Origin of the sequence: Caballeronia sp. GAWG1-1 (assembly GCF_023631465.1) — a bacterium.
In the GTDB taxonomy this organism is placed as follows: domain Bacteria; phylum Pseudomonadota; class Gammaproteobacteria; order Burkholderiales; family Burkholderiaceae; genus Caballeronia.
In genome coordinates, this window is record NZ_JALQDB010000014.1 from 87350 (window position 1) to 112814 (window position 25465).

Here is a 25465-nt window from a genome sequence, read left to right on the forward strand (position 1 = left end):
CAAGGCGCACTCGCGAAAGCGACACGACGGTCATGCGACCAGAACGAAGACGGCCACGAGTGGCTGAAAAGGAAAGTCCAACAAGAAAGTCCAACGAGTCCGATGCCTCGCAACGCTGCTTCGATACACCGGGCAACACATGCACTTGCAAAGGATAGCTGCAAGCAGCCGGCGCGTGCGCGAAACGTACGGACCTTTTGTTAGAATGGGTCGGAGTATAACACCGGGGCCTGTGCCCATGAAGTGCCCGGCGTGCCGCGCGACGGACTTCGCGCGTGACGCTCGAACCATGCCCGCGGCCTTTTGCGGCGGGCTTGTCGGCCAAGTTGCCGCATGCTTCGCTGACTTGCTTCGACACCTGGTTGTCCGCTTGCCGGCCGCTTGCCGGCCGCTCATCCATCAAGCCCGGTTATGATCCCTTCGCTGCTTCATTCCTTGAATCGATTCCAAGTGACTCACGCTCGCGCGCGCATGCCTTCGCACCTCTTCTCTCTTTCCCGCAACATCGCGAGGAACACGCTCATGCGTGCCGGCGCGATCGCGGTCATCGGCATGGCGGCTTCGGTCGGCATCTCGACCACGGCGTTCGCGCAGCTCGCGAAATCCACCACCGACGGCACGCCGCAAATCGACTCGACCATCGCCGGACAAGACTGGAACGCCGCGCTCAAGCAACTCGATGCGCGCATCGCCACCAATCCGACCGACGTGCAGGCGAAGTTCAAGCGCGGCACCGTGCTTGCGCGCCTGAACCGCGACGACGACGCCATCGTGGCCTTCACCGAACTCACGCAGGCGTATCCCGAACTGCCCGAGCCGTATAACAACCTCGCCGCGCTCTACGCCAAGAAAGGCCGCTACGAAGAAGCGCGCGCCGCGCTCGAAACGGCGGTCAAGGCGAACCCCGGCTACGCGCTCGCATACGACAATCTCGGCGATCTCTATCTGCGGCTCGCGAGCGAATCGTACAAACGCGCGCAATCGCTCGGCTCGACGAGTCCGCTCACGCGTCAGCGCGTGACGGCCATTCAGAACATCATCACGCCGCCGCCGGTTCGTCGCGGCGTTGCGGCGAATGGAGCCTCGGGCACGCGCGCCACGGCGGCGCCGCAATCGCCATCGGGTGAATGGGCGCCCGCGCAAGGCTCGGGCAGCACCGACAGCGGCACCGGCCTGTCGACCATGCCCTCACCCGATTCGTACTCGCCGTACGGCGGCGCAACCGGGCCGTTCCCGACCGCGCCTTACGTCGCGCCGCAGACGCAGCCTTGAGACACGCGACCACGGCGCGCCGTCGGACAAGGCTAATTGGCGCACCCGCGCGTGCAGGCGGTAAGCTGTCGGTCGGCCGCGATTGCGGCTGCTTATCTGCATTCGTTTGCATTCATCACCCGAGGACCGATCCTTCATGAAATTGCTGATGTTGGGGCTTACCAGCGCTGCCCTGATCGCTACCGCGCCCGCCTTCGCACAGGCGGCGCAATCCGCCACGGGCGCGCATCCGACCGTGCTGTTCCATACCTCGCAAGGTGACTTCAAGGTCGAGCTGTATCCGGAGAAGGCGCCGAAGACGGTCGCGAACTTCCTGGACTATGTGAAGTCCGGTCAATACTCGGGCACGATCTTTCATCGCGTGATTCCGGGTTTCATGATCCAGGGCGGCGGCTATAGCACGAGTTTCGCCGAGAAGCCCACCCGCGCGCCCATCGCGCTCGAAAGCAAGAACGGCCTGAAGAACACGACGGGCACGCTCGCCATGGCGCGCACCAGCGACCCGAATTCCGCCACGGCGCAGTTCTTCATCAATACGGTCGATAATGCAGGACTCGACTTCCCGAATCCCGACGGCAACGGTTATGCCGTGTTCGGCAAGATCGTCTCGGGCATGGATGTCGTGAAGAAGATCGAAGCGAGCCCGACCACCACGCGTGGCCCGATGCAGGACGTGCCGCAAAAGCCGACCGTGATCGAGTCGGCTACCGTGGTCTCGCAATAAACGCACAACCCGGCAGCGTTCGTTCGGTGAACGCCGCCCATCGTCAATCATCAACATACCGGAGAAATCATCATGGTCGAACTGCATACGAACCACGGCGTCATCAAGATCGAACTGGACGCTGAAAAGGCGCCGAAGTCGGTTGAGAACTTCCTCAACTACGTGAAGAAGGGTCATTACGACAACACCGTGTTCCACCGTGTGATCGACGGCTTCATGATTCAGGGCGGCGGCTTCGAGCCGGGCATGAAGCAAAAGCCGACCGATGCCCCCATCGACAACGAAGCCAACAACGGCCTCACGAACGACAACGGCACGGTTGCCATGGCGCGCACGAACGACCCGCATTCGGCAACCGCGCAGTTCTTCATCAACGTGAAGGACAACGACTTCCTGAACCATTCGTCGCCGACGCCGCAGGGCTGGGGCTACACCGTGTTCGGCCGCGTGGTCGAAGGTCTCGACGTGGTGGAGAAGATCAAGAAGGTCAAGACCGGCTCGAAGGGCTTTCATCAGGACGTGCCGGTGGACGACGTCGTGATCGAAAAGGCCGTGGTGGTCTGAACACGGCACGCATGATCGACACGAAGTCTTTCAGGCAAGAGGTCGCGCAAAAAGCAGCGGGCGCAGCGCACAACGCGCGCCCGCTGTTTTTCATTTCTGACCTGCACTTGAGCGAGGCGATTCCGAAGACGGTCGCCGCGTTCGAGCATTTCATCGAAGTCACGGCGAGCGGCGCGGACTCGGTTTTCATCCTCGGCGACTTGTTCGAGTTCTGGGTCGGCGACGATATCCTGGATGACGCCGTCGCCGACGAGCGCGCCCGCTTCGCGCGCCGCATGACGAAGCTTTTGCATACGCTCACCGAGCGCGGCATCGCGTTATATGTCATGCATGGCAATCGCGATTTTCTGCTCGGCAAGCGCTTCATGAAGGAAGCCGGCGCACTTCCGTTGCCCGATCCGTTCACCATGACCGCGTTCGGCACGCGCATCGTCCTCGCGCATGGCGACGCGCTCTGCACCGCCGATCCCGGTTATCAGCGCTTTCGGCGCTTTGCGCGCAATCGGTTCGCACAGCGCGCGTTTCTCGCGTTGCCGCTGAAGACGCGGCTCGGCATCGGGCAGCGCATGCGCACGAACAGCGAGGGCGCGCGCATGCAGGGCGAATCGCCGAAATACGACGTGACGCGCAAGGCGGTGTCGGAGCTTTTCATCCGCAGCCGCACGCATACGATGATCCACGGACATACGCATCGTCCGGCGATGCATCGGGAAGTGGAAGGCGCGCGCTGGGTGTTGCCGGATTGGGAACTGGATATGGATGAACCGCGCGGCGGGTATCTGCGGATCGACGAGGAAGGCTTTCGCGCGCTGCCGTTGTAGTTCTGGTGCATGACTCTTGGGTTCGCCACGCAACCGTTGCCATGTGAGCGCGAAATTCGAACTGCACTCACGCTTTCACGCGCCGCAGCGGCACAAAAAATTACCGCTGCGCGAGTTCGCTTTCCACCTTCCCTTCCATCGACGCGCACAAGCGCTTCAAGTCCACGAGCCCCGCTCCGCCGGCACCATTGAGCGCTTCCACGCGCGTGCCCAGACGTTCGAGTGCGGCGACGATTTCATCGACACGCTGCGTTTGCGTCGATGCGTGATCGATCAAACCATGAATGGCCAGCGACACCGGATCGTCCGCGTTCGGCGTGATGCCGTAAGCGCAAAAGCCTTCACGCGCGGTTTCCTTTGGCCGCTGCACCGCCGGCATCACGATGCGCGCCGGATTGCCCACCGCCGTGCCGCCCGCCGGAACCGGCTTCACGACGACCGCGTTCGAACCGATCTTCGCCTCCGCGCCGACCGTAAAGCCGCCGAGCACCTTTGCGCCCGCGCCGACGATCACGCCGCGCCCCAGCGTGGGATGCCGTTTCGCGCCGCGCGTGAGCGACGTGCCGCCAAGCGTCACGCCCTGATAGATCGTGCAGTCGTCGCCAATCTCGGCCGTCTCGCCGATCACCACGCCCATGCCGTGATCGATGAACACGCGCCTGCCGAGCGTCGCGCCCGGATGAATCTCGATGCCCGTGAGAAAGCGCGCCATCTGCGAGACGAAACGCGCGAGCCAGCGCCACTGCGCGCGCCAGCAAGCATGCGCGAAACGATGCAGCACGATGGCATGCAGGCCGGGATAGCACGTCACGACTTCAACGGCGCTGCGAGCGGCGGGATCGCGCTCGCGGATGGCGGCGATATCTTCGCGAAGTCGTTGGAACATGTCGTGATCTCGATGGGGTCAGGCGCGAAGCCCAAATGACCGCGCGCGCAAAGCTTATATTTTTGGCGATTGTAGAGTCACTCGGACGAACTCTGCACGATTGTCCCCGCTGCAAGCACGGTTGCTTGCAGCCACATCGCGTTCAGGGTTTTTTGACGCGCGCGAGAATATGTTTGGCGATGCCGCGCAGGATATTCACTTCCTCGTGCTCGAGTCCCGAGCGCGCGAAGAGCCGCCGCACGCGCGACATCAGCTTCTTCGGATTGGCGGGATCCAAAAATTCCAGCGCGACGAGCGCTTCTTCGAAATGCGCGTACATGCCTTCGATCTCATCGCTCGATGCACCCGCGACATGCGCGGCCGGCTCGACGAGCGTGAGTTCGGACGCGGGCTCCTGAAACGCGACGCGCAATTCGTAGGCGAGGACCTGCACCGCCTGCGCCAGATTGAGCGAGCTATACGCCGGATTCGCCGGGATATGGGCAAGCGCGCTGCAACGCTCGACATCCGCGTTGGACAAGCCCGTGCGCTCGTTGCCGAACACGAGCGCGATGTCGCCATGCCGCACGAGTTCGTGCGCGCGTTCGGCGAGTGCGCGTGGCGGCATCTGCGGCGGACCGTATTCGCGCATGCGCGCCGTGAGCGCGACGGACCAGCGCACGCCGACGAGCGCATCGGCGAGCGTATCGACGACATGGGCGCTCGCGAGCACGTCGTCGGCGCCGCTTGCCATCGCGATGGCTTCGGGTTCGTTCTTGACGTCGGCCACGCGCGGCGCGACCAGCACGAGGCGCGCGAAGCCCATGGTCTTGAGCGCGCGCGCCGCCGCGCCGACATTGCCAGGATGACTTGGCTCGACGAGGATGAAACGGGTCGACGTGAAGCCGCCCGCGGGCGCGATGAATTGGTTGGTGTCCAAGGATGAAGGTGCTTTGCGTGTTGCTGAATGGTTCGTGCGCGTCGGTATTGCGTCTCGTCGCGCATCGATGGCGAACGGGTGCACACAGTCCGCTATGTTAGCGATTGTCGGCGATGTTGGCGGCTTTTTGGTTCGCGCGCGCGGCCAAAAGGCGCGTTTCGGGTAAAATAACGCGCTTGCGTTTCGCCTCTTTAACTTTGCCTGGCGCCGCGCCCCGCTCTTATCCAATTCGTCTTTCGTCGACAAAGTCGTTGTCGCTCATTTAATTCGCCTGCTCGCGGTTCTTGCCCGTGCACGGCGGTCAAAGGATTTCGCTCATGCATCCGATGCTCAATATCGCTGTCAAGGCCGCGCGCCGCGCCGGACAGATCATCAACCGCGCATCGCTGGACCTGGACCGTATCCAGATCAGCAAGAAGCAGCACAACGACTTCGTGACGGAAGTCGACAAGGCGTCCGAAGCCGCCATCATCGAGACGCTGCACACCGCTTATCCCGATCACTCCATTCTTGCCGAAGAATCCGGCAAGGACGATCGCGACTCCGAGTTCCAGTGGATCATCGACCCGCTCGACGGCACCACGAACTTTATCCACGGCTTCCAGTATTACTGCGTGTCGATCGCGCTCGTGCACAAGGGCATCGTGACGCAGTCCGTGATCTACGACCCGACGCGTAACGACCTCTTCACGGCATCGCGCGGCCGTGGCGCGTATCTGAACGAGCGTCGCATTCGAGTTGGCAAGCTGGATCGTCTTTCGGATGCGCTCATCGGCACGGGCTTTCCGTTCCGTGACGGCCAGGGCCTGAACGGCTATATGCGCCTTTTCAGCGAAATGACCTTGTCGTGCGCGGGCCTGCGTCGTCCGGGCGCGGCGGCGCTCGATCTCGCCAATGTCGCGGCGGGCCGTCTCGACGGCTTCTTCGAGCAAGGCATTCATCCGTGGGACGTGGCTGCGGGCAGTCTGCTCGTAACCGAGGCGGGCGGTCTCGTCGGCAACTACACGGGCGAATCGGATTTCCTGTTCCAGAACGAGATCGTCGCGGCCAATCCGAAGGTGTACGCGCAGATGATCAAGGTGCTCGATCCGCATTCGCGCACGCGGTTGACGGGAGAGTAAGGGGCGTTTGGGTCGGCGGGCACGCGCGAGCGGCCCGCCTAGCGTTTTCCTCGTTCTTCGATCGCCACGCTGCATCACTTCCTGCATCGAATCCGCCGCTCCGATACAGTGCAATCTTTCGCGCACGCGGCAAGGTTCAAGCGCCACAGCACGCTCCTTGGCTGTCCGTTTCCCCCGAACACACCCCAGCGCGCGCCGCACGACGCGCGCCAACTCTCGTTTTGCCATGAAAAAAGGCTTCTACACGATCATTGCCGCGCAGTTCGTCTCGTCGCTGGCGGACAACGCGCTTTTGATCGCCGCGATCGCCATGCTTGCCGTCGTGCAATCGGCGCCGTGGGTCACGCCGCTGCTTCAGATCTTTTTCACGGTGTCGTATGTGGTGCTCGCGCCTTTCGTCGGTGCATTCGCCGATGCCCTGCAAAAGCGCCACGTGATGTTCATCTCCAATGCGCTCAAAGCCGCGGGCTGCGCGCTGATGATCGCGGGCGTGCATCCGATGATTGCATACGGCGTGGTCGGCCTCGGCGCGGCCGCGTATTCACCCGCGAAGTACGGCATCCTGACCGAACTGCTGCCGCCGCAAAAGCTCATCGCGGCGAACGCGTGGCTCGAATCGGCGACGGTCGGATCGACCATCCTCGGCACGGTGATCGGCGGCGCGCTCGTGAGCCAAGTCGTGGCGCGCTGGGTCGAGAACGCGCACGTGCCGTTGATGCACACCGCCGCGCACGCCGCGATGTTCACGGTCATGCTGATCTACGCGTCGGCGGCCGCGATCAACGCGTTCATTCCCGATACCGGCGCGCGCTACCCGAATCTGCTGAACCAACCGACGCGCCTCGTCGGCGACTTCTCGCACAGTTTCAAGGTGCTCTGGACCGACAAGCTCGCGCAGATCGCGCTCTGGGTCACGACGCTCCTGTGGGGCGCGGCCGTTACGCTGCAACTGCTCGTGCTCAAGTGGGCCGACGCCAATCTCGGCCTCTCGCTTTCCAAAGCGGCCGTGTTGCAGGGCGTGACGGGCGTGGGCATTGCACTAGGCGCGGCGGCGGCATCGGCATGGATCGTCTTGCGGCAGTCGCTCAAGGTTCTGCCGGTGGGCGTGCTGATCGGCGCGGTATCGGTGGCCATGGCCTTCTACAACAAGGACATGTTCCCTGCCAACGCAGGCGTGCATATCGGGCCGCTCTTCGCGCCCGCTTATATTCTGATGGCGTATCCGCTGATGATCGCGCTCGGCGGCCTCGCGGGCTTTTTCATCGTGCCGATGAACGCGATTCTTCAGCACCGGGGCGCCACGCTTTTGTCCGCGGGCGCGTCCATCGCCGTGCAGAACTTCAATCAGAACATCGCCGTGCTGGCCATGCTCGGCTCCTACGCGCTGCTCCTCACGATCAAGGTTCCGGTGCAATGGATCATCGTGATATTCGGCGTGTTCGTCGGCGTGATGATGGCGCTCGCCATGCGCCGCCATTCGCAAAACGAACGTGATTTGGATCTCGGCGCGCTCGTCGAGGAATGAAGCTTGCTACCGAGTGTATCCTGGGTTCGTACCAGGCCGCAAAGCCCAGTGGCCTGTGCAATCGGTCGCGGGCAACCGCGAAAAACCTGGTAGACAGTGCACCAGACGCGGCACGCTGCAATACGTGCGGGTTCGCGTCGTGCGACTCTTTTCGGCACGTCAATAAGGAGCAAGGAAATGGGATTGTTCACACGTTCGACGCTCGACAGCAAAATCAATGGCGCAGCCAACGTGGGCCAGCGCGCCGTGCGCGGTGCGAGCGATGCGGTCGATTCGGCCAGCAGCCAGTTGCGCAGTTTGCTCGATGACCTCGAAAGCTCGATCCAGAGCGGCAAGGATATCGACGGCGACAAGCTGCGCCGTGACTTGCAATCGAAGCTCAAGACCGCTCGTTCGCAAATCGACGGCGCGAGTACGGCACTGACAGGCAAGCTCGGCGATGCCGCAGGCTACGCCGACGAATTCGTGCATGACAAGCCGTGGCATACGCTGGGCGCGGTGGCGGGTCTCGCGCTGCTGGTCGGATTTCTGGCCGGACGCGCATAAGGATCAGCGCTTTTAGCGTTGCGTGGTTCTGACGAAGGCGCCGGCGAGTCCGGCGCCTTCGTTATTTCATCGGCTACTGGAGCACGTACTCGACCCTAGCCCGTTCGGCCGACTCCTCTCGCACGTGCCCGACAGGTTAAACTCATGCTCGTCGGCCCTAATGGCAGGACTTTCGAAATTTAACCATCGCCATGCACACTCCCCAGACGATCAGATCCTTACTTCGCGATTGGATTATTAGAACCAAGGAACATAAAGTCAGCGATGTCTTTATAAATGAACTGTGCATAGTCGACAAGACATGTCGTGTGGATTTAGTCCATGCCAATGGCCGATTCATCGGTTTTGAAGTTAAATCGGAAGCAGACACGCTTAAACGCTGGCCGCAACAAATGGACGCTTATTTACGAATATTCGACGAGGTTTGGCTTTGCTGCCATAGGAAACATGCTCTTCGCGGCGCCGAAACCTCCGACCCCGCAGTAGGCATTATTATTATAGATGAGCTATCGTCCCTGGCAATCTTGCGTCCCGCTCAATACAATAAAAAAGTCAATCCGCTCGCCCTTGCCGGGCTGCTATGGCGAAAGGAACTCGACCAGCTTTGCTCTTTATACGGTATGCCGGTGATTCGTCGACAATTGATTCAGGACGTGCGGTATCTCGTTGCGGATAAAGTTCCCGTCGACGCGCTCAAAGCCTTCGTCCTCCAGCGCGTCAAGGAGCGTTATTCAATGTTGCCTTACAACTCGTCGTCATCGTCGGATAGCAGCCCGGCGCCTTGATTAGCTAACGTCGTGAATTATTGCAATACAGCACACACATGCTGATTAATTCGATACCCATTCCACGTGCCGTTATTGCCGTACTGTGCACCCGTCGTCGCGATTCTCGAAATCTCACGCGTTGCCCAGCAAAAATCGTCTCCATGATATCCCGGGAGATTGCGAATCAATTGAGCAATTTCGGTATATTGGTGAAAAGCCTTATCTCCGCCTTGACGCGTTTGCCACCATTCTAAAGGCATCAGATAATTGGCAAAAGGAATGACCGGCATACCTGGAACAAATTCCATTGTTCCAGTTGGGTTGGTTGCGCCATAGTCTCCATAGACTAGGCGAGTGTCGGGACGTGCTACTCTTGCGCTCGTTTGCCAGACCAAATCCAAGCAGGCTACACCTCGCGCGCTCCCCGATGCAGGCTTGTCGTCGGGGAATGAAGTACTGATCAGCACAATACTGCGCACGCCATAGGCCGAAGCCTCAGTAATGAGCGTGTTCAGCCAACTGCCTGGGCCGATGAGCGGATGAGAAGAAATTTTTCGAAAGTCTATCAACAAATCAACGATGGAAGGATCAGCAACAGAATTAAGAATATTTTGAGCAGCGCCCCATTGACGCGGCCCCGTGAAATCAACATCTATTCTGACTGCGATTCGCTTGAATTCGCTCGCTAAGATAAGTGCGCATTGAACCACGGCTCTTGTTGGATCCCCATCAGCCCAACCGACCACGGGAACCAAAGCTTTATTCTTTACAACGCATGCTTCGTAAAACTTGCGCTTCGCTTGAAACCCTTCTTTGAAATCATTCAATCTATGCTCAACCAAGAAGGGGTCACTTGCGTCGGAGATAAAGCGCGAGATATCTAGATAGAAGGATGTGTCACCCCAGCTTTGAAAGAACGCGTCGAGATGACGGAGATTTTTGCCTCGCATGGCCAGCAAAGGGGCAACGCGTTCCTTTCGTACTGCCTCAAGGTTTGTTAGCGCTTTGATGTCGTTTTGACCAACTCGCAATGCAACCACATATTCCATATTGCCTCACTTTCGACTAGGACTGAAGAAATTCCCGTTTCCTCTTGACGGGGTTAAATTCTATTCGAAGAATGATTTGTTTAGCATAACATTGCACCGATTCAGTGACTCTTTTTAATGAGACATCGAAGCCATTATAATAATGCCCAATTATTCTTGCTTCTAAGCAGATGTTATCTTTAACGGCAGCAATTCAATCTAGACAGCTGAATAAAAGAAACTGGCACGAAATATCTTCTGCCGCACTCATCAAAAATAACGTGCGGCAGTTGCCCCGGCGGACTATTGTCTTAAGGCCTTAGCCAGGGCAGCGCTATGGAACGGATGCCTGTGCGACGGGCAGATTTTCGTTGGACCAAGCTCTCGCTTTCGACCTTTGCCACGAAGGCGGATTCGAAGTGAGAGGTCACGTCACGACCCTAGCCCGTTCGGCCGACTCCTCTCGCACGTGCCCGACAGGTTAAACTCATGCCCTATCAGTTGGCGCGCGGCTGAACGCACGCTGCGCCCGGCGTCTTTGCACTTACCGCACGCAAGATGGGCAATCAAACGGCAACTCCCGAACCTTCTTCCAATGCAGCGGCCGCGCTTCCGGCGGATATCGCGCAGCACACTCCCATGATGCAGCAGTACTTGCGCATCAAGTCGGAGCACCCCGGCACGCTCGTCTTTTATCGTATGGGCGACTTCTACGAGCTCTTTTTCGACGATGCCGAGAAAGCCGCGCGCCTGCTCGACCTCACGCTCACGCAACGCGGCACGTCGAACGGCAATCCAATCCGCATGGCGGGCGTGCCGCATCACGCATGCGAGCAATATCTCGCCAAGCTGGTGAAGCTCGGCGAATCGGTGGCGATCTGCGAGCAGATCGGCGACCCGGCGACATCGAAAGGACCAGTCGAACGCAAGGTCATGCGCGTGGTCACGCCCGGCACGCTGACCGACGCGGCGCTCCTCGCCGATAAAAGCGACGTCTATCTGCTTGCGCTCTGCCCCATGCACAACCGGCGCGGCGTGGTGACGAGCGTCGGCCTCGCGTGGCTCAATCTCGCGAGCGGCGCGCTGCGGCTCGCGGAAGTCGCGCCCGAGCAAGTGAGCACGGCGCTCGAACGCATCCGTCCGGCGGAAACGCTTATCGCGGATACCGTCACCGACACGCGCGCTTCCTTCGGCGTGACGAATCTCACGGCGACCACGCGCGTGCCCGCATGGCATTTCGACGTTAGCTCCGGCACCAAGCGTCTCGGCGAACAACTGGATGTAGCGAGCCTCGACGGCTTCGGCGCGCAGACCCTCACCTGCGCGTGCGGCGCGGCGGGTGCGCTGCTCATCTACGCGGCCGCCACGCAAGGCCAGCAGTTGCGCCACGTGCGCAGCCTGAAGGTGGAATACGAGTCGGAGTACATCGGGCTCGATCCTTCCACGCGCCGCAATCTCGAACTCACCGAGACGTTGCGCGGCACGGAATCGCCCACACTGTTCTCGCTTCTCGATACCTGCTGCACGACCATGGGCAGCCGTCTGTTGCGTCATTGGCTGCATCATCCGCCGCGCGATACGTCGATTGCGCAGGCGCGTCAGCATGCCATCGGTGCATTGCTCGATGCGCCCGCCGCGAGCGGTCTCGACGCGTTGCGAAGCGCGTTGCGCAAGATCTCGGACATCGAACGCATCACGGGGCGTCTTGCGCTGTTGTCGGCGCGTCCGCGCGATCTGTCGAGCCTGCGCGATACCTTCGCCGCCCTGCCCGATCTGCGCGCCTTGGTGGCAGCCGTGCCCGCGCAGACGACGGCGCTCGTGCGCATTGGCGAAGCGCTCGAACCGCCGCGCGAGTGTCTCGATTTGCTCACGGCCGCGATCGCGCCCGAGCCTGCCGCGCTGATCCGGGACGGCGGCGTAATCGCGCGCGGCCACGACACGGAGCTCGACGAGTTGCGCGACATTTCGGAGAACTGCGATCAATTCCTGATCGATCTCGAAACCCGCGAACGCGCGCGTACGGGCATCACCAATTTGCGCGTCGAGTTCAACAAGGTGCATGGCTTCTATATTGAAGTCACGCGCGGACAGACTGACAAAGTGCCCGACGACTACCGGCGCCGGCAGACGCTCAAGAACGCCGAGCGCTACATCACGCCCGAACTCAAGACTTTCGAGGACAAAGCGCTTTCGGCGCAAGAGCGGGCGCTCGCGCGTGAACGCTTGCTTTACGACGCGCTCTTGCAAAATCTGCTGCCATTCATTGCAGATTGTCAGCGCGTCGCGGCAGCGCTCGCCGAACTGGATCTGCTCGGCGCTTTCGCCGAACGCGCGCATGCGCTCGACTGGGTCGCGCCCGAGTTCGCCGCGGGTGCGGGCATCGATATCGAACAAGGGCGGCATCCCGTGGTCGAGGCGCAGGTCGAGCAATTCATCGCCAACGACTGTTGCCTGTCGCAAGAGCGCAAGCTCTTGCTCATCACCGGTCCGAACATGGGCGGCAAGTCCACCTTCATGCGGCAAACGGCGTTGATCGCGCTCATGGCTCACGTCGGCAGCTACGTGCCGGCGAAGCGAGCACGCTTCGGCGCGCTGGACCGCATCTTCACGCGAATCGGTGCGGCGGACGATCTCGCGGGCGGGCGCTCGACGTTCATGGTGGAGATGACCGAAGCAGCCGCCATTCTCAACGACGCGAGCGCATCCAGCCTCGTACTGATGGATGAAATCGGGCGCGGCACGTCCACGTTCGATGGCCTCGCGCTGGCATGGGCCATCGCGCGCCATCTGCTCACGCATAACGGCTGCTACACGCTCTTCGCCACGCACTACTTCGAGCTCACGCAACTGCCCACGGAGTTCACGCAGGCGGCCAACGTGCATCTTTCGGCCGTCGAGCACGATCATGGCATCGTGTTCCTGCATTCGGTCAATGAAGGTCCGGCCAATCAGAGTTATGGTCTGCAAGTCGCGCAACTGGCTGGCGTGCCGTCCGCGGTGATCCGCGCAGCGCGCAAGCATCTCGCGCATCTGGAGCAGCAGTCCATCGGCCAGCCGACGCCGCAATACGATCTCTTCGCGAGCCCGGCTTACCATTATGAAGACGAGCCGGAAGCATCGCCGGTTCACGCGCCGCCCGAGCATCCCGCACTCGACAAGCTGCGTTCACTCGATCCGAACGAGTTGCGTCCGCGCGATGCGCTCGAACTGCTGTTCGAATTGCACGACATGGCGAAGTCCGCGGCGGATGACGCGCGTTGAGCGCCTCTCGGCGGGCAATCTAATGCGCGCGTTCTGCGCGGCGGCACTGCTTGGTGCCGCGCTCACGCACGCCCACGCTCAAGGCGAAGACAACGGGCCGCTGACCTTCGCCGTCATTGCCGATTCTCTTTCGCGTCCCGCCGACGAAGCGCCCGTGCGGCAAATGCTCGATGCCATCGGCCGCGATCGGAATCTGGCGTTCATCGTCTATGACGGAAATCTGAAGGGACCGGCCGAAGCATGCCGCGACAGCGTGTATCAGTCGCGTCACGATCTTCTCGATGCATCGCGCACGCCGCTCATCATGCTGCTCGGCGAACACGATTGGGCCGATTGCGGCTCGGCGCGCTCAGGCGCATACGATCCGGTCGAACGGCTCGATTTCGTGCGTCAGCAATTTTTTGGCGATGCAGGCTCACTTGGACAGAACCCGCTCACGCTCGCACGCGAAAGCGATGTCGCGCGCTTTCGCTCATTCCGCGAGATCGTGCGTTGGCAAGCGAACGGCGTCGCGTTCATCGGACTCAATGCGCCGAGCCCGAACAATCACTACCTGACGGCCGGCGGGCGCAACGGCGAGTTCGAGGATCGCGCGGTGGCGACCACGTTCTGGCTCGAACATGCGGCGGAATCGGCGCGACGTTCGGGCATGCGCGCGCTCGTCGTGCTCATGCAGGGCGATCCGGATTTCGCATGCTATGAAAAGCGCGATCGTTTTGCATGGCTGCGCTTTTCGCGCACGAACCCGGTACGCGACGGCTTTCTCGAACTGAAGCGCAGCCTCGTGAAAGCGGCGGAGACGTTTCGCGGACCGGTGATCGTCATTCATGGCGGCGACGCGAGCGAGCCGAGCGGCTTTCATATCGATCAGCCCTTGCACAACGACAAGGGATTGGTGGTGACGAATCTCACGCGGGTTGCGATCGCGTTGAAGAAACCGCAGACGCAGTGGCTCGAAGTTCAGAGCGATGCTTCTTGGCATCCGCCATTCCGGCTGCGCGTGCGCAACGTGAGCGATGTCCGCAAGCGCGACAGCAGCGATCAGCAAAACGAAGCACCTGCGCAATCGAGCGGTTCGTCTGCACCACTGGGTGCGTCTTCTTATGCGGCGCCCATCGTGCCGCCAACCACGCCGCCCGCCTTGCCGCGCGATGACCTCCCCGCTCCGTTGCCCGCGCCACCTTCCTTACCGCAGCCGCCTGCATCGGACCTGCCACCGGTCTTCACGCCGCAATCCATGCCGCCATTGTTTCCATTGCCGGCATCGGGCGTACAGAACGGTGCAGCGCCTCAAGGCTCGAACGAAAGCAATCGATATTAAAAAAGCGCAGCAAGCGCTGCGCTTTTCGGACTGCATCAAACAAGATGATCAGTGTAGCGTGGGGCCCGCGTCTTTCGGCGGCTCTTCGTCATCATCTTCGTCGTCGGCCACTTGAAGGCCGTCCGCGCCATGCGCGTGCTGATGCACGATTTCGTCTTCCGTGGCCGTGCGCACTTCCTGCACAGACAATGCGAAGCGCAGCGCCATGCCTGCGAGCGGATGATTGCCGTCGAGCACGACCTTGTCTTCGGCAACGTCGGTCACCGTATAAATGAGCGAGTCGAGTTCGTCGTCGGCGTCTTCGGGCGTGCCTTCGAACTGCATGCCCACTTCGAGCGGTTCGGGGAAACGGCTGCGTTCCTCGATCTTCACGAGTTCAGGGTCGTACTCGCCGAATGCATCTTGCGGCTCCAGTTGAATGGACGTTTCATAGCCGGGTTCGCGACCATCGAGCGCTTCCTCGATCTTGGGGAACGTGCCATCATAGCCGCCGTGCAGATAGACCATCGGCTCGTCGCTTTCCTCGATCAGATTGCCTTGTGCATCCGATAGCTTGTAAGCGACCAGAACGACAGTGTCTTTCGCAATTTTCATTGGATCCTCCAAGATACAAGCCTCGATTATACGATGCCCAAGCGGCCACCTGAAGCAACACCCATCCCCGATTCCAGCCTGCGTCCCAACATGCACAAGCCTGGCGCACCGTTACCCGACGAGCCTACGCCTCTGTTGGGCAACCGCACGCCGCGACAGTTCATGCGGCGTTACTGGCAGAAGAAGCCGCTCCTGATTCGCCAGGCGTTCCCCGGCATGAAGGCGCCGCTGTCGCGCGACGAACTCTTCGAACTCGCCGATCTCGACGACGTCGAATCGCGCCTCATCACGCATTTTCGCAATACGTGGAACATGGAGCACGGACCGTTCGCATCCGACGAACTGCCGGCCGTCAAGAAGCGCGAATGGACGCTGCTCGTGCAAGGCGTGAACCTGCATGACGATCGCGCCGCCGCGTTGATGAACTGCTTTCGCTTCATCCCCGATGCGCGTCTGGACGATCTCATGATCTCCTATGCGACGGATGGCGGCGGCGTCGGCCCGCACTTCGACTCTTACGATGTGTTCCTGCTTCAAGTGCATGGCAAGCGCCGCTGGCGCTTCGGCGCACAGCGCGATCTCTCGCTAAAACCCGACATGCCGTTGAAAGTTTTACAGCACTTCGAGCCTGAGGAAGAATGGGTGCTGGAGCCGGGAGACATGCTGTATCTGCCGCCTCATATCGCGCATGACGGGATCGCCGAGGGCGAGTGCATGACTTGCTCTATCGGCTTTCGCGCGCCTTCCACGCGAGAACTCACGGCGCAGTTCCTCTATCACCTAGCCGAACGCATGGGCGATACACCAGCGAACGCAAAAGCGCAGGCGCGCTATCGCGATCCGCAACAGGAGCCGGTTACGAAACCCGCGCTTTTGCCGCAGCTTCTGCTCGACCGGGTTGGCTCGATCCTTGCTGATATCAAATGGACCGAAAAGGATATCGCGGCGTTTTTAGGCAGTTATTTGAGTGAGCCGAAAGCGAATGTCGTTTTTGATCCGCCGGAGCGTGCGCTTAATCAGCAAAAGTTTGTTGAGCGCGCGAAGAAGGCAGGTATAACGCTCGACCGTAAGACTATTCTGCTCTATGACAAGACGTCTTATTTTGTTAATGGCGAGGCTGAAGCGTTAACTGCAAGGGCTAAAAAGTGGCTTCCCGAACTGGCCGATGCACGTTGCCTTGAGGGGAAACGCTTTGTAACACTTACAGATGATTCTTCAATGACATTGCTGCTGCACGAATGGTATTGTGCGGGCTGGATTAAGCTGGACTCTTTGATCTGAATTGCTTGACAGCCAATGCGCCGCCAAGTATTTGCGGAACTAATTGTTTTGCTGTCCCGCAATATGAAAATTTGTATGAGAAAGACAACGTATCGGCCCCCGATTTATCGACGGTCGCGTCGAAAGTGCCTATAATTTCCGGCCAAGCCGTAGGATGTCTCACAACAAAAAAATATTGTGGGGCTCCACAGCGGCCCAGGTCGGTGTTGGAGCACACATTACCGGTACTTTGCGCTGTTGCTTACCTTTAACCATAAAAGGACGTGATCATGAAGAAATCCCTCCTCGTAGCATCCCTGTTGGCTGCTGTTGCTCTTGCTGCATGCAACAAGTCTAGCGATTCGGCTGCTCCGAGCGCTGCAAGCGATACGTCGGCTGCTTCGGCACCGGCGGCTGCTGCTTCGGACGCAAACGCTGCAGCATCGAGCGCTTCGGCCGCTGCAAGCGACGCAGCTTCGGCTGCTGGCGCAGCATCGGACGCTGCCGCTTCGTCGGCTGCCCCGGCTTCGGGCGCAAGCCAGTAAGGTTGAGTCCTTACTTAGTGCGGGCTGCTTCATCGCAGCTTGCATGCAAAAAAACCGGCTTTTGGGCCGGTTTTTTTGTGTCTGCGTTTTCTGTGCGAGTTGCTTAGATGATCAAAGCGCGAGCCAATCGAACCCTTCGGTCTGCGTTGCAACGACGACATCCACCGCCGACGCACCCACTACGCCAGCGAGCGCAGCCTGCGCCAGATGCGGCAGATTGTTTTGCTGACTGAGATGCGCGGCAACCAGATGACGCAACTTGGAACGGTCGAGCGCCGCGAGAATCGCAGCAGCGGCGTCATTATTCAGGTGTCCGTGCGTTCCGCCGATGCGCGCCTTCAACGAAGCCGGATAGCGGCTTCCCGCGAGCATTTCGATATCGTGATTGGATTCGAGCACAAGCGCATCGCACCCGCTCAACACGTTCAGGATGTGCGGCGTCGACACACCCACGTCGGTTAGCACGCCGAGACGGCTTGAGCCGTCCGAAAACACGTACTGCAAGGGCTCGCGTGCGTCGTGCGGCACCGTGTAAGGCAAGAGGCTGATATCGCCGATGGCGACGCTCTCATCGCCCCACAACACGTTGAGCTGTACGTTCGCTTCGTCGGCGCCGCATGCGCGCGCCGTGCCCCAACTCATATGCAGTGGAATGGACCACTTGCGCGCAAGCGTCAGCGCGCTGCCGATATGATCCGTGTGTTCATGCGTGATGACGATGGCATTGAGCTCGTCCGCGCGGCAGCCGAGCCGCGCGAGCCGGCGCTCGGCTTCTTTCGCGGAGAACCCGCAGTCGAGCAGCACGCGCGTGGTGGTCGTGCCGCTCGTCGCCTCGACGAGCAATGCATTGCCTTCGCTACCGCTGCCGAGGCTCGCAAATCTCACAATGTGTCCATGTCGATGCGCGAATATTCAGTTCAACTGCGCGTGCAGCAAGGACACGATACGCTGCGCATCGGATGAATTGTCCGGCTGGCCGTTGGCGTCGACCACGGCGATCTGCGTAAGCGCATCCGCCTTCGGCTTCACGTTGACGAAGAACTGGCGTGTAGGCATGGGCGTGTTGCTCGAAAACAGCTTGCCGAAGAAACCTTCCTTCTTCAGCTCCGCCATGGAGTCCGAATAATGCACGTAGTAGAGACCCTTCGCGCGGTCGCGATTGTCCACCGTGAAGTTGGTGCGATCGAGCGCGAGGCCCACGCGCAGCCACGCGCGATCGAACGGTTCCGCCAGATCGAGCGTCGAGCCGCCCGCGGCTGAATCGACCGCGACTTTCGCGCCCGCCGGACGCGCCTGCGTCACGAGCTTCTTGCCCTGGTCTTCGGTCAGGCCGAACTTCTGCATGATCTTCACGAGAATCGCGGCTTCGAGCGCCGGATTGCGCGGACGCGTTTCCCAGCGCGACGAAGTCTTGTCCTGACCCGTCAGCACTTCTTCCATTGCGCTATGCGTGACGTTGATGTCGGTCGAGCCGTCCGCCGCGCGATCCACTTGCGTGCGGAACATGTCGCGCGTACCCGACGAATACGCAAAGTCGATCAGCTTGCCGACGCTCTTTCTGAACCAGTCGTCCGGAATGTTCGCGCGATTCTCGGCCCAGTCGGTCGCCATGATGCCGGTCTGCGGCGAGTCGGTCTTGAGCGTAAAGCCGTTCTCCGTCCAGAACTCCTGGAGTTGCGGCCAGACTTGGTCGGGCACACGGCCGTCGACGACGAGCCAGCGGCGGTCGCCATCGCTTTCCACGTGCATGCCGTACGGATCTTGCGCTGTCGGCACGCCGAGCGTGGTGTTGCCGGCCGGCGTGACCGAACGCGCGGCGGTGCCGCCGAGCGTGTTTTCCTTCGGCGGCGCGGCGTAACGCTGGCTGATGTCGGCGGTGGAAAGATCGGACGGCACGGCCAACGCGGGCGCGGTCTCAGCAGCCTTGTAGTTGACGCGGTCCGGCGCGAGCCAGTCGTTGAGCGTATCGCAGCCGGCAAGCGCGAAGACGGCGCTGACGCCGAGTGACAACACGCTCAGGCGTTTGGCTTGAGTAAGAAGAGCGGAACGGTTCATGAGGTCCTTCTTTGCTGCTGATGACGCATTGCCTCGCGTCGTTCCCGCGTTATTCGTGCGGGCCGACGGGGCCAATGAACGGCGGTTGATGACTGATGAAGTGGCTCATTTCGATCACTTGCGGCGGTGCTGGCGTCTCGATGATTTCGATAAGGTCGCCCGCCGCGCCCGATCAGGCGAGCAGCCCGGTTTCGCGCAACGCGTCGCGCACCACGTCGTGGTAGCGCTCGTCGAGCGGCGTGAGCGGCAGACGAATGCCGCCTTCCATGCGGCCGAGCGCTTGCAGCGCCCACTTGGCCGGAATCGGATTCGCTTCGCAGAAGAGTTGCTTGTGCAGCGACAGCAAGCCGAGATGGATACGGCGTGCGGTGATGGCGTCGCCTTCGAGCGCGGCGCGGCACAACTGGCTCATGGCCTTCGGCGCGACGTTGGCCGTCACCGAGATGTTGCCGTGGCCGCCGAGCAGCATGAGCGCGATGGCGGTGGGATCGTCGCCGCTATAGATCGAGAAATGCGCCGGCGCGTGCTTGATGAGATGCGCCGCACGATCGATATTGCCGGTGGCTTCCTTCACGCCGATGATGCCCGGCACTTCAGCAAGACGCAGGATGGTCTCGTTGCTCATGTCGGCCACGGTGCGGCCCGGCACGTTGTAGAGAATCACCGGCAGGTCGACGGCTTCCGCAATCGCTCGGAAGTGGCGGTACATGCCCTCTTGCGTCGGCTTGTTGTAATACGGAACGACTTGTAGCGTGGCATCGGCGCCGACCTTTCTGGCCTGCTTCGACAGCTCGATGGCCTCTGCCGTCGAATTGCCGCCCGCGCCCGCGATGATCGGGAAGCGCTTGGCCGTATGCTCGACGGCCGTCTGCACCATCAGCACGTGTTCTTCCACCGACAAGGTGGCGGACTCGCCGCTCGTTCCGACTACGACCAGTCCATTCGAGCCTTCCGCGACGTGCCAGTCGATCAGCTTTCGAAACGCCGGCAAATCGAGACTACCGTTCTCGTGCATCGGTGTGACGATGGCAGGAATGCTGCCGCGGATCTGGATGCCGCCAAGTGTTCCGTTTGTCATGAAACTCTATGAATTTAATCGAAAATTTAGTCGCAAAAAGCGCGATACCGCGATTGTAGCGGATTAGCCGGTCAATTCGTAACGTGGCCAACCCGAGGGTGTGTTACCGGTTGTGTCTTCAATCGCGCCGGCTTTTGCGGGCTCTGGAACGAGTACAGCGCAGATTCGTTGCACGAAGGCAGGATGCGGAGCATCGACGAAACCGTCTTCATACGCGATCACGCGCAGACGGCCGCGCACGGCTTCGAGCAACTCGCCAGGTTCGAGCAGAAACGCAGGATTGGACGGTTTACCGACGGTTTGGTTGCCGGCCGCGAAGGTTTCGTAGATGAGCGCGCCGCCCGGCGCGAGCGCATGAATCAGATGCGTGAAAAGCGGACGATGCAGATAGCGCGTAACGACGACCGCCCCGAACGTCCGGTCGCCAGCCAGCGGCCACGGCGCGCCTTCGAGATCGGCGCACAACGTCGCGATGTCGGGAAGCGCGGACATGGAGGCGAGCGCATCGGCGTCACGGTCGACGGCCAGTACCGCGTGCCCGCGCGCCGCGAGCCAGCGCGCGTGGCGGCCGCTTCCGGATGCGACATCGAGCACCGAAGCGCCGGGCGCAATGAGATGCGCCCAGCGCGTGACCCAACCGCTCGGCGTGCCAGCGTCCATCAGTTGTAGGACAGGCCCATTGCCTCGCGTACGTCGCGCATGGTTTCGACGGCGAACTTGCGTGCCTTGTCGCAACCGTCCGCGACGATGGCGCGCAACAGCGAAGGATCGTCCATGTACTTCTGCGCGCGTTCGAGCATGGGCTGCTGCTCGCGCAAGATGCCTTCGATCACCGGTTGCTTGCAGTCGAGGCAACCGATTCCCGCGCTGCGGCAGCCCTTTTGCACCCACTCGTGCGTGGCTTCGTCGGTATAGACCTGATGCAGTTGCCAGACCGGGCACTTGTCCGGATCGCCCGGATCGGTGCGGCGCACGCGAGCCGGATCGGTCGGCATGGTGCGCACTTTCTTCGCGATGGTCTCGGCGTCCTCACGCAAGCCGATGGTGTTGCCATACGACTTCGACATCTTCTGGCCGTCGAGACCCGGCATGCGCGACGCTTCCGTCAACATCACTTGCGGCTCGACGAGAATCAGCTTGCGCGCGCCTTCCAGATAGCCGAACAGGCGCTCGCGATCGCTCATCGATAGGCTCTGCGATTCCTGCAGCATCGCGCGGGCTTGTTCGAGCGCTTCGTCATCGCCTTCCTGTTGATACGCCACGCGCAATTCGTGATACAGCTTCGCGCGCTTGCCGCCCAGCTTCTTCGCGGCTTCGAGCGCCTTCTCCTCGAAATCCGGTTCCTTGCCGTACAGGTAGTTGAAGCGGCGCGCGATCTCGCGCGTCATCTCCACGTGCGGCACCTGATCTTCGCCGACCGGCACGAGCGAGGCGCGATACAGCAGAATGTCCGCCGCCATCAGCACCGGATAGCCGAGAAAGCCGTAAGTGGAGAGATCTTTCTCGCGCAGCTTTTCGATCTGTTCCTTGTAGGTCGGCACGCGTTCCAGCCAGCCGAGCGGCGTGCCCATGCCGAGCAGGAGCGACAGTTCCGCATGCTCCGGCACGCGGCTCTGAATGAAGAGCGTGGCCTGCGCCGGGTCGATACCCGACGCGAGCCAGTCGATCAGCACTTCCCAGACGTTTTTCTCGATGACCTCGGGCGTCTCGTAGTGCGTCGTGAGCGCGTGCCAGTCGACCACGGCGAAGAAGCACGGGTATTCGGACTGCAGCCGCACCCAGTTTTTCAGCACGCCGTGATAGTGGCCGAGATGCAGCGAGCCGGTCGGCCGCATGCCGGAGAAGATACGGTCAGGGAACATGGTTTTATGGGAATAGTGAAGCGAAGGGATTCAGTATGGCCGATACCGCCGCGTAACCGACGCCGACGAGCGGACTCAGCCAGTAGCGTGTGAGCACGCCCGTCACGACCAGCGCCATCACGATGAAGAAACCGTAAGGTTCGAGCTTCGAAAACGCGATCGACGCGCGTACCGGCAATAGCGCCATGAGCACGCGGCCGCCATCGAGCGGCGGCAGCGGAAAGAGATTGAGCACGCCGAGCACGAGATTCACGCCGACGCCAGCGGCCGCCATGCGCGTGAAGAACGGTTCGTCGACATTGAAAGCCGCGAGCAGCACCGCGATCACGCCCCACAGGAGCGCCTGCACGAAGTTGCTACCGGGACCCGCCGCTGGACCCAGAGGCTGCCCCAGCGCGGATTGCGCAGATTGCCGAAGGCCACCGGCACCGGTTTCGCGTAGCCGAACATGAACGCGCCGCTCGTCACGAAATAAAGCACGATGGGAATCACGATAGTGCCGATGGGATCGATATGCCGCATCGGGTTCATCGAGACACGGCCGAGCACGTAGGCCGTGTTGTCGCCGAGCAGACGCGCGGCGTAGCCATGCGCGGCCTCGTGCAGGGTGATCGCGAAGATCACCGGGAGCGCGTAGACCGCGATGGTTTGTATCAGGGAAGCATCCATAGGGCGGTATTGTATCAAGCAGGCAGGCGAGAGCAGACGAAGGCGGCGCGATGCCAAGCGCCGCGCCGGCGGTTTGTGCAGGATTTAAGCGCGTGGACGAAAAACTTACGCGGCGAGACCGAACGGCTCCAGACTACCGCGTCCCGCGCGCACGAGCACGGGTTCGCCGCCGGAAAGATCGATGACCGTCGAGGGTTCGGCCGGGCAAGCGCCTGCATCGATCACGAGTTCGATCTGCTTTTCGAGCCGTTCGCGGATCTCCTCCGCGTCGTTGAGCGGTTCCGTGTCGGGCGGCAGGATCAGCGTGGAGCCAAGCAGCGGCTGCCCCAGCGCTTCGAGCAGCGCCAGCGTGATGGCGTGATCCGGCACGCGCAGCCCGATTGTCTTGCGCGACGGATGCGACAACCTGCGCGGCACTTCCTTGGTCGCCTGCAGCACGAACACATAAGGGCCCGGCGTCACGGACTTGATGAGCCGGTACTGCGTGTTGTCGACCATCGCGAAATTCGACAGCTCCGAGAGATCGCGCACGAGCAGCGACAGCAACTGCTTGTCGTCGATCCCACGAATCCGGCGCAGACGCTCGACCGCCGTCTTGTCGTCGAGATGGCAGGCGAGCGCGTAGCTCGAATCGGTCGGCAGCGCGACGATCCCGCCATCGCGAATGATCTGCACGGCCTGATTGATGAGCCGCGGCTGCGGATTGTCGGGGTGAATCCTAAAGAATTGAGACATGACGATGCCTTCTTGTTCGCTCGTACCCGCAACGCCACGCGAGCGCCCAGGCGTGCCGCGCGTGCGGAAAATTCAGATGACGCAGGGAGCACGGGCCGTGCGGACGCCTTACAGCCAACGCTCCCAAACCGGTGTGAGATCGTCCGGCAACGGCGGCAACTGACCGAGATCGACGCGCCCTTCCCCCGCGCCGTGGAAGTCGGAACCGCGCGAGGCTTCGAAGCCGTAACGACGCGCGACATCCGCATATTCGCGATACTGATCCGGCGTGTGGCTGCCGGTGACGACCTCGATGGCGCGGCCGCCGAGTTGGATGAATTCGTCGAAGAGCGCGGCGAATTCGAGCGGGCTGTAATCGTAACGCCCCGGATGCGCGATGATCGGCTCGCCGCCCGCGTTGCGAATCCATTTCACCGTGTCGGCAAGTTTCGCCCAGCAGTGGCCGACGTAACCCGGCTTGCCCTCGCCGAGATAGCGCGCGAACACGTCGGACGTGGTCTTGGCGTAGCCTTCTTCCACCAGGAAGCGCGCGAAATGTACGCGCGAAATCATGTCGGGGTCCTCGGCATGGCGCAGCGCGCCTTCGTGCGCGTTCGGAATACCGACTGCCGCCAACGCTTCGCCGATAGCCACGCCGCGCGCCGCGCGGCCGTTACGCGTGGCTTCGAGCCCACGCTGCAGTTCCGCGTTTTCCGGATCGACATTCATGCCGACGATGTGAACCGTGCGCCCCGCCCACGTCACCGAAATCTCGACGCCCGGCAAATAGCCCATGCCGAGCGCCTCGGCCGTCTCCCGCGCTTCGCGCTGGCCGCCGAGCTGATCGTGATCGGTGAGCGACCATAATCCGACGCCGCCGGCGTGCGCGCGCGCCGCGACCTGCGCAGGCGCGTACTGGCCGTCGGAGACGGTGGAATGGCAGTGCAAATCGGCGTTGATCGTCGGCTTCATGATTTTTAACATTTTACTGTAACGGCATGACGTGCTGGTGATGCCGTTGCGCCTGGCCGCGCGTCAGCGTGCACATTCACGCGCAGAACGCTTCGATGAGCGCGGCGACTCGCTCGGGCTGATCGTGATGAACCATATGCCCCGCTTCATCGATGATTTCCTCGCGCCAGTCGGCAAACGCCTCGAAGCGCGTCTTGAACTCGGCAATCGGCATTTTTCCGGCAAAACCCGCAAGTGTGGGCGAATCCTTCGCCTCGACGTGCAGCACGGGCGCCTGGACCCGCTTCCAGACCGCCGACACCTCATCGAGCCGATACAACGTAGGACCGCGCAGCTTGTGTGCCGGGTCGGCGAGCAAATGAAATTGCCCGTCGGCTTCCTGCCGTGACCAGTGCTGCGCAAGAAACCGCGCGCGTGCAGGTGCCAAGCGCGGATTGGTGCGGATCAGCCGATCGGCGACTTCATCGAGCGTCGCATAGCTGCGCAGTTGTGGCGGCGCGCGCAGGTCGTCGAGCCATGTAGCGATACGTCCGGGCGCCTGCGCCGGATGCGCCGCGGGCAGCCCAAAGCCTTCGAGATCGACGACACGGCGTACCCGCTCCGGCCGCACGCCCGCATAGAGCAGCGCGAAGTTCGCGCCCATGCTGTGGCCGATCAGGTTCACTTTGCCGACGGGATCGAAATGGTCGATGAGCGCTTCGAGGTCCGCGAGATAGTCCGGAAAGTAGTAATGGCCGCCGCCCTTCTCGGCCACCGGCCAGTCCGACAGCCCGAAGCCGCGTGCGTCGGGCGCGAGCACTTGCCAGTCGTCCTTGAGCGCATCGACGACGAACTGGAACGATGCCGCGACGTCCATCCAGCCGTGCAGCATGAAAAGCATGGGCGCGTCGGGCGAGCCCCAGCGGCGCACGTGCAGACGCACGCCGCGCGCATCGACGAATTCGGAGCGCGATTCTTTCAT

The 25465-nt window shown here is 61.5% G+C and carries 24 protein-coding genes and 1 pseudogene; 12 read left to right on the plus strand and 13 right to left on the minus strand.

The annotated features are described in order from the left end of the window. Positions 1 to 522: 522 nt before the first annotated feature. From NCT03_RS09065 to NCT03_RS09080, 4 genes are all read left to right on the plus strand, one after another. Complete coding sequence (locus tag NCT03_RS09065; RefSeq protein ID WP_250492556.1) at positions 523 to 1272, plus strand: tetratricopeptide repeat protein; 750 nt, start codon at positions 523 to 525, stop codon at positions 1270 to 1272. Positions 1273 to 1408: 136 nt separating this feature from the next. Then, the gene (locus NCT03_RS09070; protein ID WP_250492557.1) at positions 1409 to 1996 is read left to right on the plus strand and encodes a peptidylprolyl isomerase; all 588 of its coding nucleotides are present in this window, start codon (positions 1409 to 1411) and stop codon (positions 1994 to 1996) included. Between the two features lie 72 nt (positions 1997 to 2068). Beyond that, positions 2069 to 2560: a peptidylprolyl isomerase gene (locus NCT03_RS09075; protein WP_244825556.1), complete on the plus strand. Its 492-nt coding sequence runs from the start codon at positions 2069 to 2071 to the stop codon at positions 2558 to 2560. A gap of 11 nt (positions 2561 to 2571) precedes the next feature. After that, complete coding sequence (locus NCT03_RS09080; RefSeq protein WP_250492558.1) at positions 2572 to 3381, plus strand: UDP-2,3-diacylglucosamine diphosphatase; 810 nt, start codon at positions 2572 to 2574, stop codon at positions 3379 to 3381. Between the two features lie 100 nt (positions 3382 to 3481). On the opposite strand, the gene cysE is transcribed toward NCT03_RS09080, so the two are convergent. Beyond that, entirely contained in the window at positions 3482 to 4267 is a 786-nt protein-coding gene (cysE, locus tag NCT03_RS09085; RefSeq protein WP_250492559.1) for a serine O-acetyltransferase, read from the minus strand. Positions 4268 to 4409: 142 nt separating this feature from the next. Beyond that, positions 4410 to 5186 (minus strand): RNA methyltransferase, encoded by a 777-nt coding sequence (locus tag NCT03_RS09090; RefSeq protein ID WP_250492560.1) that lies wholly within the window; start codon positions 5184 to 5186, stop codon positions 4410 to 4412. 317 nt (positions 5187 to 5503) lie between these two features. Here NCT03_RS09090 and NCT03_RS09095 point away from each other — a divergent pair, with 317 nt between their 5' ends. From NCT03_RS09095 to NCT03_RS09110, 4 genes are all read left to right on the plus strand, one after another. Continuing rightward, entirely contained in the window at positions 5504 to 6307 is an 804-nt protein-coding gene (locus NCT03_RS09095) for an inositol monophosphatase family protein (RefSeq protein ID WP_244825561.1), read from the plus strand. 226 nt (positions 6308 to 6533) lie between these two features. Beyond that, the gene (gene lplT, locus NCT03_RS09100; RefSeq protein ID WP_250492561.1) at positions 6534 to 7832 is read left to right on the plus strand and encodes a lysophospholipid transporter LplT; all 1299 of its coding nucleotides are present in this window, start codon (positions 6534 to 6536) and stop codon (positions 7830 to 7832) included. Positions 7833 to 8009: 177 nt separating this feature from the next. Beyond that, on the plus strand, positions 8010 to 8378 hold the full coding sequence (locus NCT03_RS09105; protein ID WP_244825565.1) for an ElaB/YgaM/YqjD family protein: 369 nt from the start codon (positions 8010 to 8012) through the stop codon (positions 8376 to 8378). Between the two features lie 191 nt (positions 8379 to 8569). Continuing rightward, positions 8570 to 9163, plus strand: coding sequence for a sce7726 family protein (locus tag NCT03_RS09110; RefSeq protein WP_250492562.1), 594 nt, complete (start codon positions 8570 to 8572; stop codon positions 9161 to 9163). Positions 9164 to 9180: 17 nt separating this feature from the next. Here NCT03_RS09110 and NCT03_RS09115 read toward each other — a convergent pair whose 3' ends face one another. Then, complete coding sequence (locus NCT03_RS09115) at positions 9181 to 10194, minus strand: beta family protein (RefSeq protein ID WP_250492563.1); 1014 nt, start codon at positions 10192 to 10194, stop codon at positions 9181 to 9183. Positions 10195 to 10731: 537 nt separating this feature from the next. Here NCT03_RS09115 and mutS point away from each other — a divergent pair. Continuing rightward, entirely contained in the window at positions 10732 to 13434 is a 2703-nt protein-coding gene (gene mutS / locus NCT03_RS09120; RefSeq protein WP_250492564.1) for a DNA mismatch repair protein MutS, read from the plus strand. Further along, positions 13421 to 14755, plus strand: coding sequence for a hypothetical protein (locus NCT03_RS09125; protein WP_250492565.1), 1335 nt, complete (start codon positions 13421 to 13423; stop codon positions 14753 to 14755). Before mutS ends, NCT03_RS09125 begins: the two co-directional genes overlap by 14 nt. 48 nt (positions 14756 to 14803) lie before the next feature. Here NCT03_RS09125 and NCT03_RS09130 read toward each other — a convergent pair whose 3' ends face one another. Then, on the minus strand, positions 14804 to 15349 hold the full coding sequence (locus tag NCT03_RS09130) for an FKBP-type peptidyl-prolyl cis-trans isomerase (protein WP_244825571.1): 546 nt from the start codon (positions 15347 to 15349) through the stop codon (positions 14804 to 14806). A 33-nt stretch (positions 15350 to 15382) separates the two neighbouring features. Between NCT03_RS09130 and NCT03_RS09135 the strand changes: the two genes are divergently transcribed. Together NCT03_RS09135 and NCT03_RS09140 are read left to right on the plus strand one after the other, a co-directional pair. After that, on the plus strand, positions 15383 to 16630 hold the full coding sequence (locus NCT03_RS09135) for a cupin domain-containing protein (RefSeq protein WP_250492566.1): 1248 nt from the start codon (positions 15383 to 15385) through the stop codon (positions 16628 to 16630). A gap of 269 nt (positions 16631 to 16899) precedes the next feature. Continuing rightward, positions 16900 to 17154 carry a hypothetical protein gene (locus NCT03_RS09140; protein WP_244825575.1) on the plus strand — a complete coding sequence of 85 codons (255 nt, stop codon included), beginning with the start codon at positions 16900 to 16902 and terminating at the stop codon, positions 17152 to 17154. A 111-nt stretch (positions 17155 to 17265) separates the two neighbouring features. Here the strand turns inward: NCT03_RS09140 and NCT03_RS09145 are convergent, their stop codons facing one another. The 9 genes and pseudogenes from NCT03_RS09145 to NCT03_RS09185 form a co-directional block, all read right to left on the minus strand. Then, entirely contained in the window at positions 17266 to 18039 is a 774-nt protein-coding gene (locus tag NCT03_RS09145) for an MBL fold metallo-hydrolase (protein ID WP_250492567.1), read from the minus strand. 27 nt (positions 18040 to 18066) lie between these two features. Further along, positions 18067 to 19209 carry an NlpB/DapX family lipoprotein gene (gene bamC / locus NCT03_RS09150; protein WP_244825578.1) on the minus strand — a complete coding sequence of 381 codons (1143 nt, stop codon included), beginning with the start codon at positions 19207 to 19209 and terminating at the stop codon, positions 18067 to 18069. 172 nt (positions 19210 to 19381) lie between these two features. Beyond that, positions 19382 to 20287, minus strand: a complete 906-nt coding sequence (gene dapA / locus NCT03_RS09155) for a 4-hydroxy-tetrahydrodipicolinate synthase (RefSeq protein ID WP_250492568.1) — start codon at positions 20285 to 20287, stop codon at positions 19382 to 19384. 63 nt (positions 20288 to 20350) lie between these two features. Next, a complete protein-coding gene (locus tag NCT03_RS09160; protein WP_244825580.1) occupies positions 20351 to 20947 on the minus strand; it encodes a class I SAM-dependent methyltransferase in 597 nt (198 codons plus the stop codon). Next, the gene (locus NCT03_RS09165; protein WP_244825581.1) at positions 20947 to 22149 is read right to left on the minus strand and encodes a tryptophan--tRNA ligase; all 1203 of its coding nucleotides are present in this window, start codon (positions 22147 to 22149) and stop codon (positions 20947 to 20949) included. Before NCT03_RS09165 ends, NCT03_RS09160 begins: the two co-directional genes overlap by 1 nt. A gap of 4 nt (positions 22150 to 22153) precedes the next feature. After that, positions 22154 to 22818, minus strand: a pseudogene (locus NCT03_RS09170) (site-2 protease family protein). Between the two features lie 105 nt (positions 22819 to 22923). After that, complete coding sequence (locus tag NCT03_RS09175) at positions 22924 to 23553, minus strand: L-threonylcarbamoyladenylate synthase (protein ID WP_244825584.1); 630 nt, start codon at positions 23551 to 23553, stop codon at positions 22924 to 22926. 108 nt (positions 23554 to 23661) lie between these two features. Then, entirely contained in the window at positions 23662 to 24504 is an 843-nt protein-coding gene (locus tag NCT03_RS09180) for a 3',5'-nucleoside bisphosphate phosphatase (protein ID WP_244825586.1), read from the minus strand. 76 nt (positions 24505 to 24580) lie between these two features. Then, positions 24581 to 25465, minus strand: a complete 885-nt coding sequence (locus NCT03_RS09185; protein WP_250492569.1) for an alpha/beta fold hydrolase — start codon at positions 25463 to 25465, stop codon at positions 24581 to 24583.

What these genes read in the sequence shown, in the direction of transcription:
- NCT03_RS09065 (WP_250492556.1), top strand. Translation starts at nt 523, where the DNA reads ATGCGTGCCGGCGCGATCGCGGTCATCGGCATGGCGGCTTCGGTCGGC.
- NCT03_RS09070 (WP_250492557.1), top strand. Translation starts at nt 1,409, where the DNA reads ATGAAATTGCTGATGTTGGGGCTTACCAGCGCTGCCCTGATCGCTACC.
- NCT03_RS09075 (WP_244825556.1), top strand. Translation starts at nt 2,069, where the DNA reads ATGGTCGAACTGCATACGAACCACGGCGTCATCAAGATCGAACTGGAC.
- NCT03_RS09080 (WP_250492558.1), top strand. Translation starts at nt 2,572, where the DNA reads ATGATCGACACGAAGTCTTTCAGGCAAGAGGTCGCGCAAAAAGCAGCG.
- cysE (WP_250492559.1), bottom strand. Translation starts at nt 4,267, where the DNA reads ATGTTCCAACGACTTCGCGAAGATATCGCCGCCATCCGCGAGCGCGAT.
- NCT03_RS09095 (WP_244825561.1), top strand. Translation starts at nt 5,504, where the DNA reads ATGCATCCGATGCTCAATATCGCTGTCAAGGCCGCGCGCCGCGCCGGA.
- lplT (WP_250492561.1), top strand. Translation starts at nt 6,534, where the DNA reads ATGAAAAAAGGCTTCTACACGATCATTGCCGCGCAGTTCGTCTCGTCG.
- NCT03_RS09105 (WP_244825565.1), top strand. Translation starts at nt 8,010, where the DNA reads ATGGGATTGTTCACACGTTCGACGCTCGACAGCAAAATCAATGGCGCA.
- NCT03_RS09110 (WP_250492562.1), top strand. Translation starts at nt 8,570, where the DNA reads ATGCACACTCCCCAGACGATCAGATCCTTACTTCGCGATTGGATTATT.
- NCT03_RS09115 (WP_250492563.1), bottom strand. Translation starts at nt 10,194, where the DNA reads ATGGAATATGTGGTTGCATTGCGAGTTGGTCAAAACGACATCAAAGCG.
- mutS (WP_250492564.1), top strand. Translation starts at nt 10,732, where the DNA reads ATGGGCAATCAAACGGCAACTCCCGAACCTTCTTCCAATGCAGCGGCC.
- NCT03_RS09125 (WP_250492565.1), top strand. Translation starts at nt 13,421, where the DNA reads ATGACGCGCGTTGAGCGCCTCTCGGCGGGCAATCTAATGCGCGCGTTC.
- NCT03_RS09130 (WP_244825571.1), bottom strand. Translation starts at nt 15,349, where the DNA reads ATGAAAATTGCGAAAGACACTGTCGTTCTGGTCGCTTACAAGCTATCG.
- NCT03_RS09135 (WP_250492566.1), top strand. Translation starts at nt 15,383, where the DNA reads ATGCCCAAGCGGCCACCTGAAGCAACACCCATCCCCGATTCCAGCCTG.
- NCT03_RS09140 (WP_244825575.1), top strand. Translation starts at nt 16,900, where the DNA reads ATGAAGAAATCCCTCCTCGTAGCATCCCTGTTGGCTGCTGTTGCTCTT.
- bamC (WP_244825578.1), bottom strand. Translation starts at nt 19,209, where the DNA reads ATGAACCGTTCCGCTCTTCTTACTCAAGCCAAACGCCTGAGCGTGTTG.
- dapA (WP_250492568.1), bottom strand. Translation starts at nt 20,287, where the DNA reads ATGACAAACGGAACACTTGGCGGCATCCAGATCCGCGGCAGCATTCCT.
- NCT03_RS09160 (WP_244825580.1), bottom strand. Translation starts at nt 20,947, where the DNA reads ATGGACGCTGGCACGCCGAGCGGTTGGGTCACGCGCTGGGCGCATCTC.
- NCT03_RS09165 (WP_244825581.1), bottom strand. Translation starts at nt 22,149, where the DNA reads ATGTTCCCTGACCGTATCTTCTCCGGCATGCGGCCGACCGGCTCGCTG.
- NCT03_RS09175 (WP_244825584.1), bottom strand. Translation starts at nt 23,553, where the DNA reads ATGTCTCAATTCTTTAGGATTCACCCCGACAATCCGCAGCCGCGGCTC.
- NCT03_RS09180 (WP_244825586.1), bottom strand. Translation starts at nt 24,504, where the DNA reads ATGAAGCCGACGATCAACGCCGATTTGCACTGCCATTCCACCGTCTCC.
- NCT03_RS09185 (WP_250492569.1), bottom strand. Translation starts at nt 25,465, where the DNA reads ATGAAAGAATCGCGCTCCGAATTCGTCGATGCGCGCGGCGTGCGTCTG.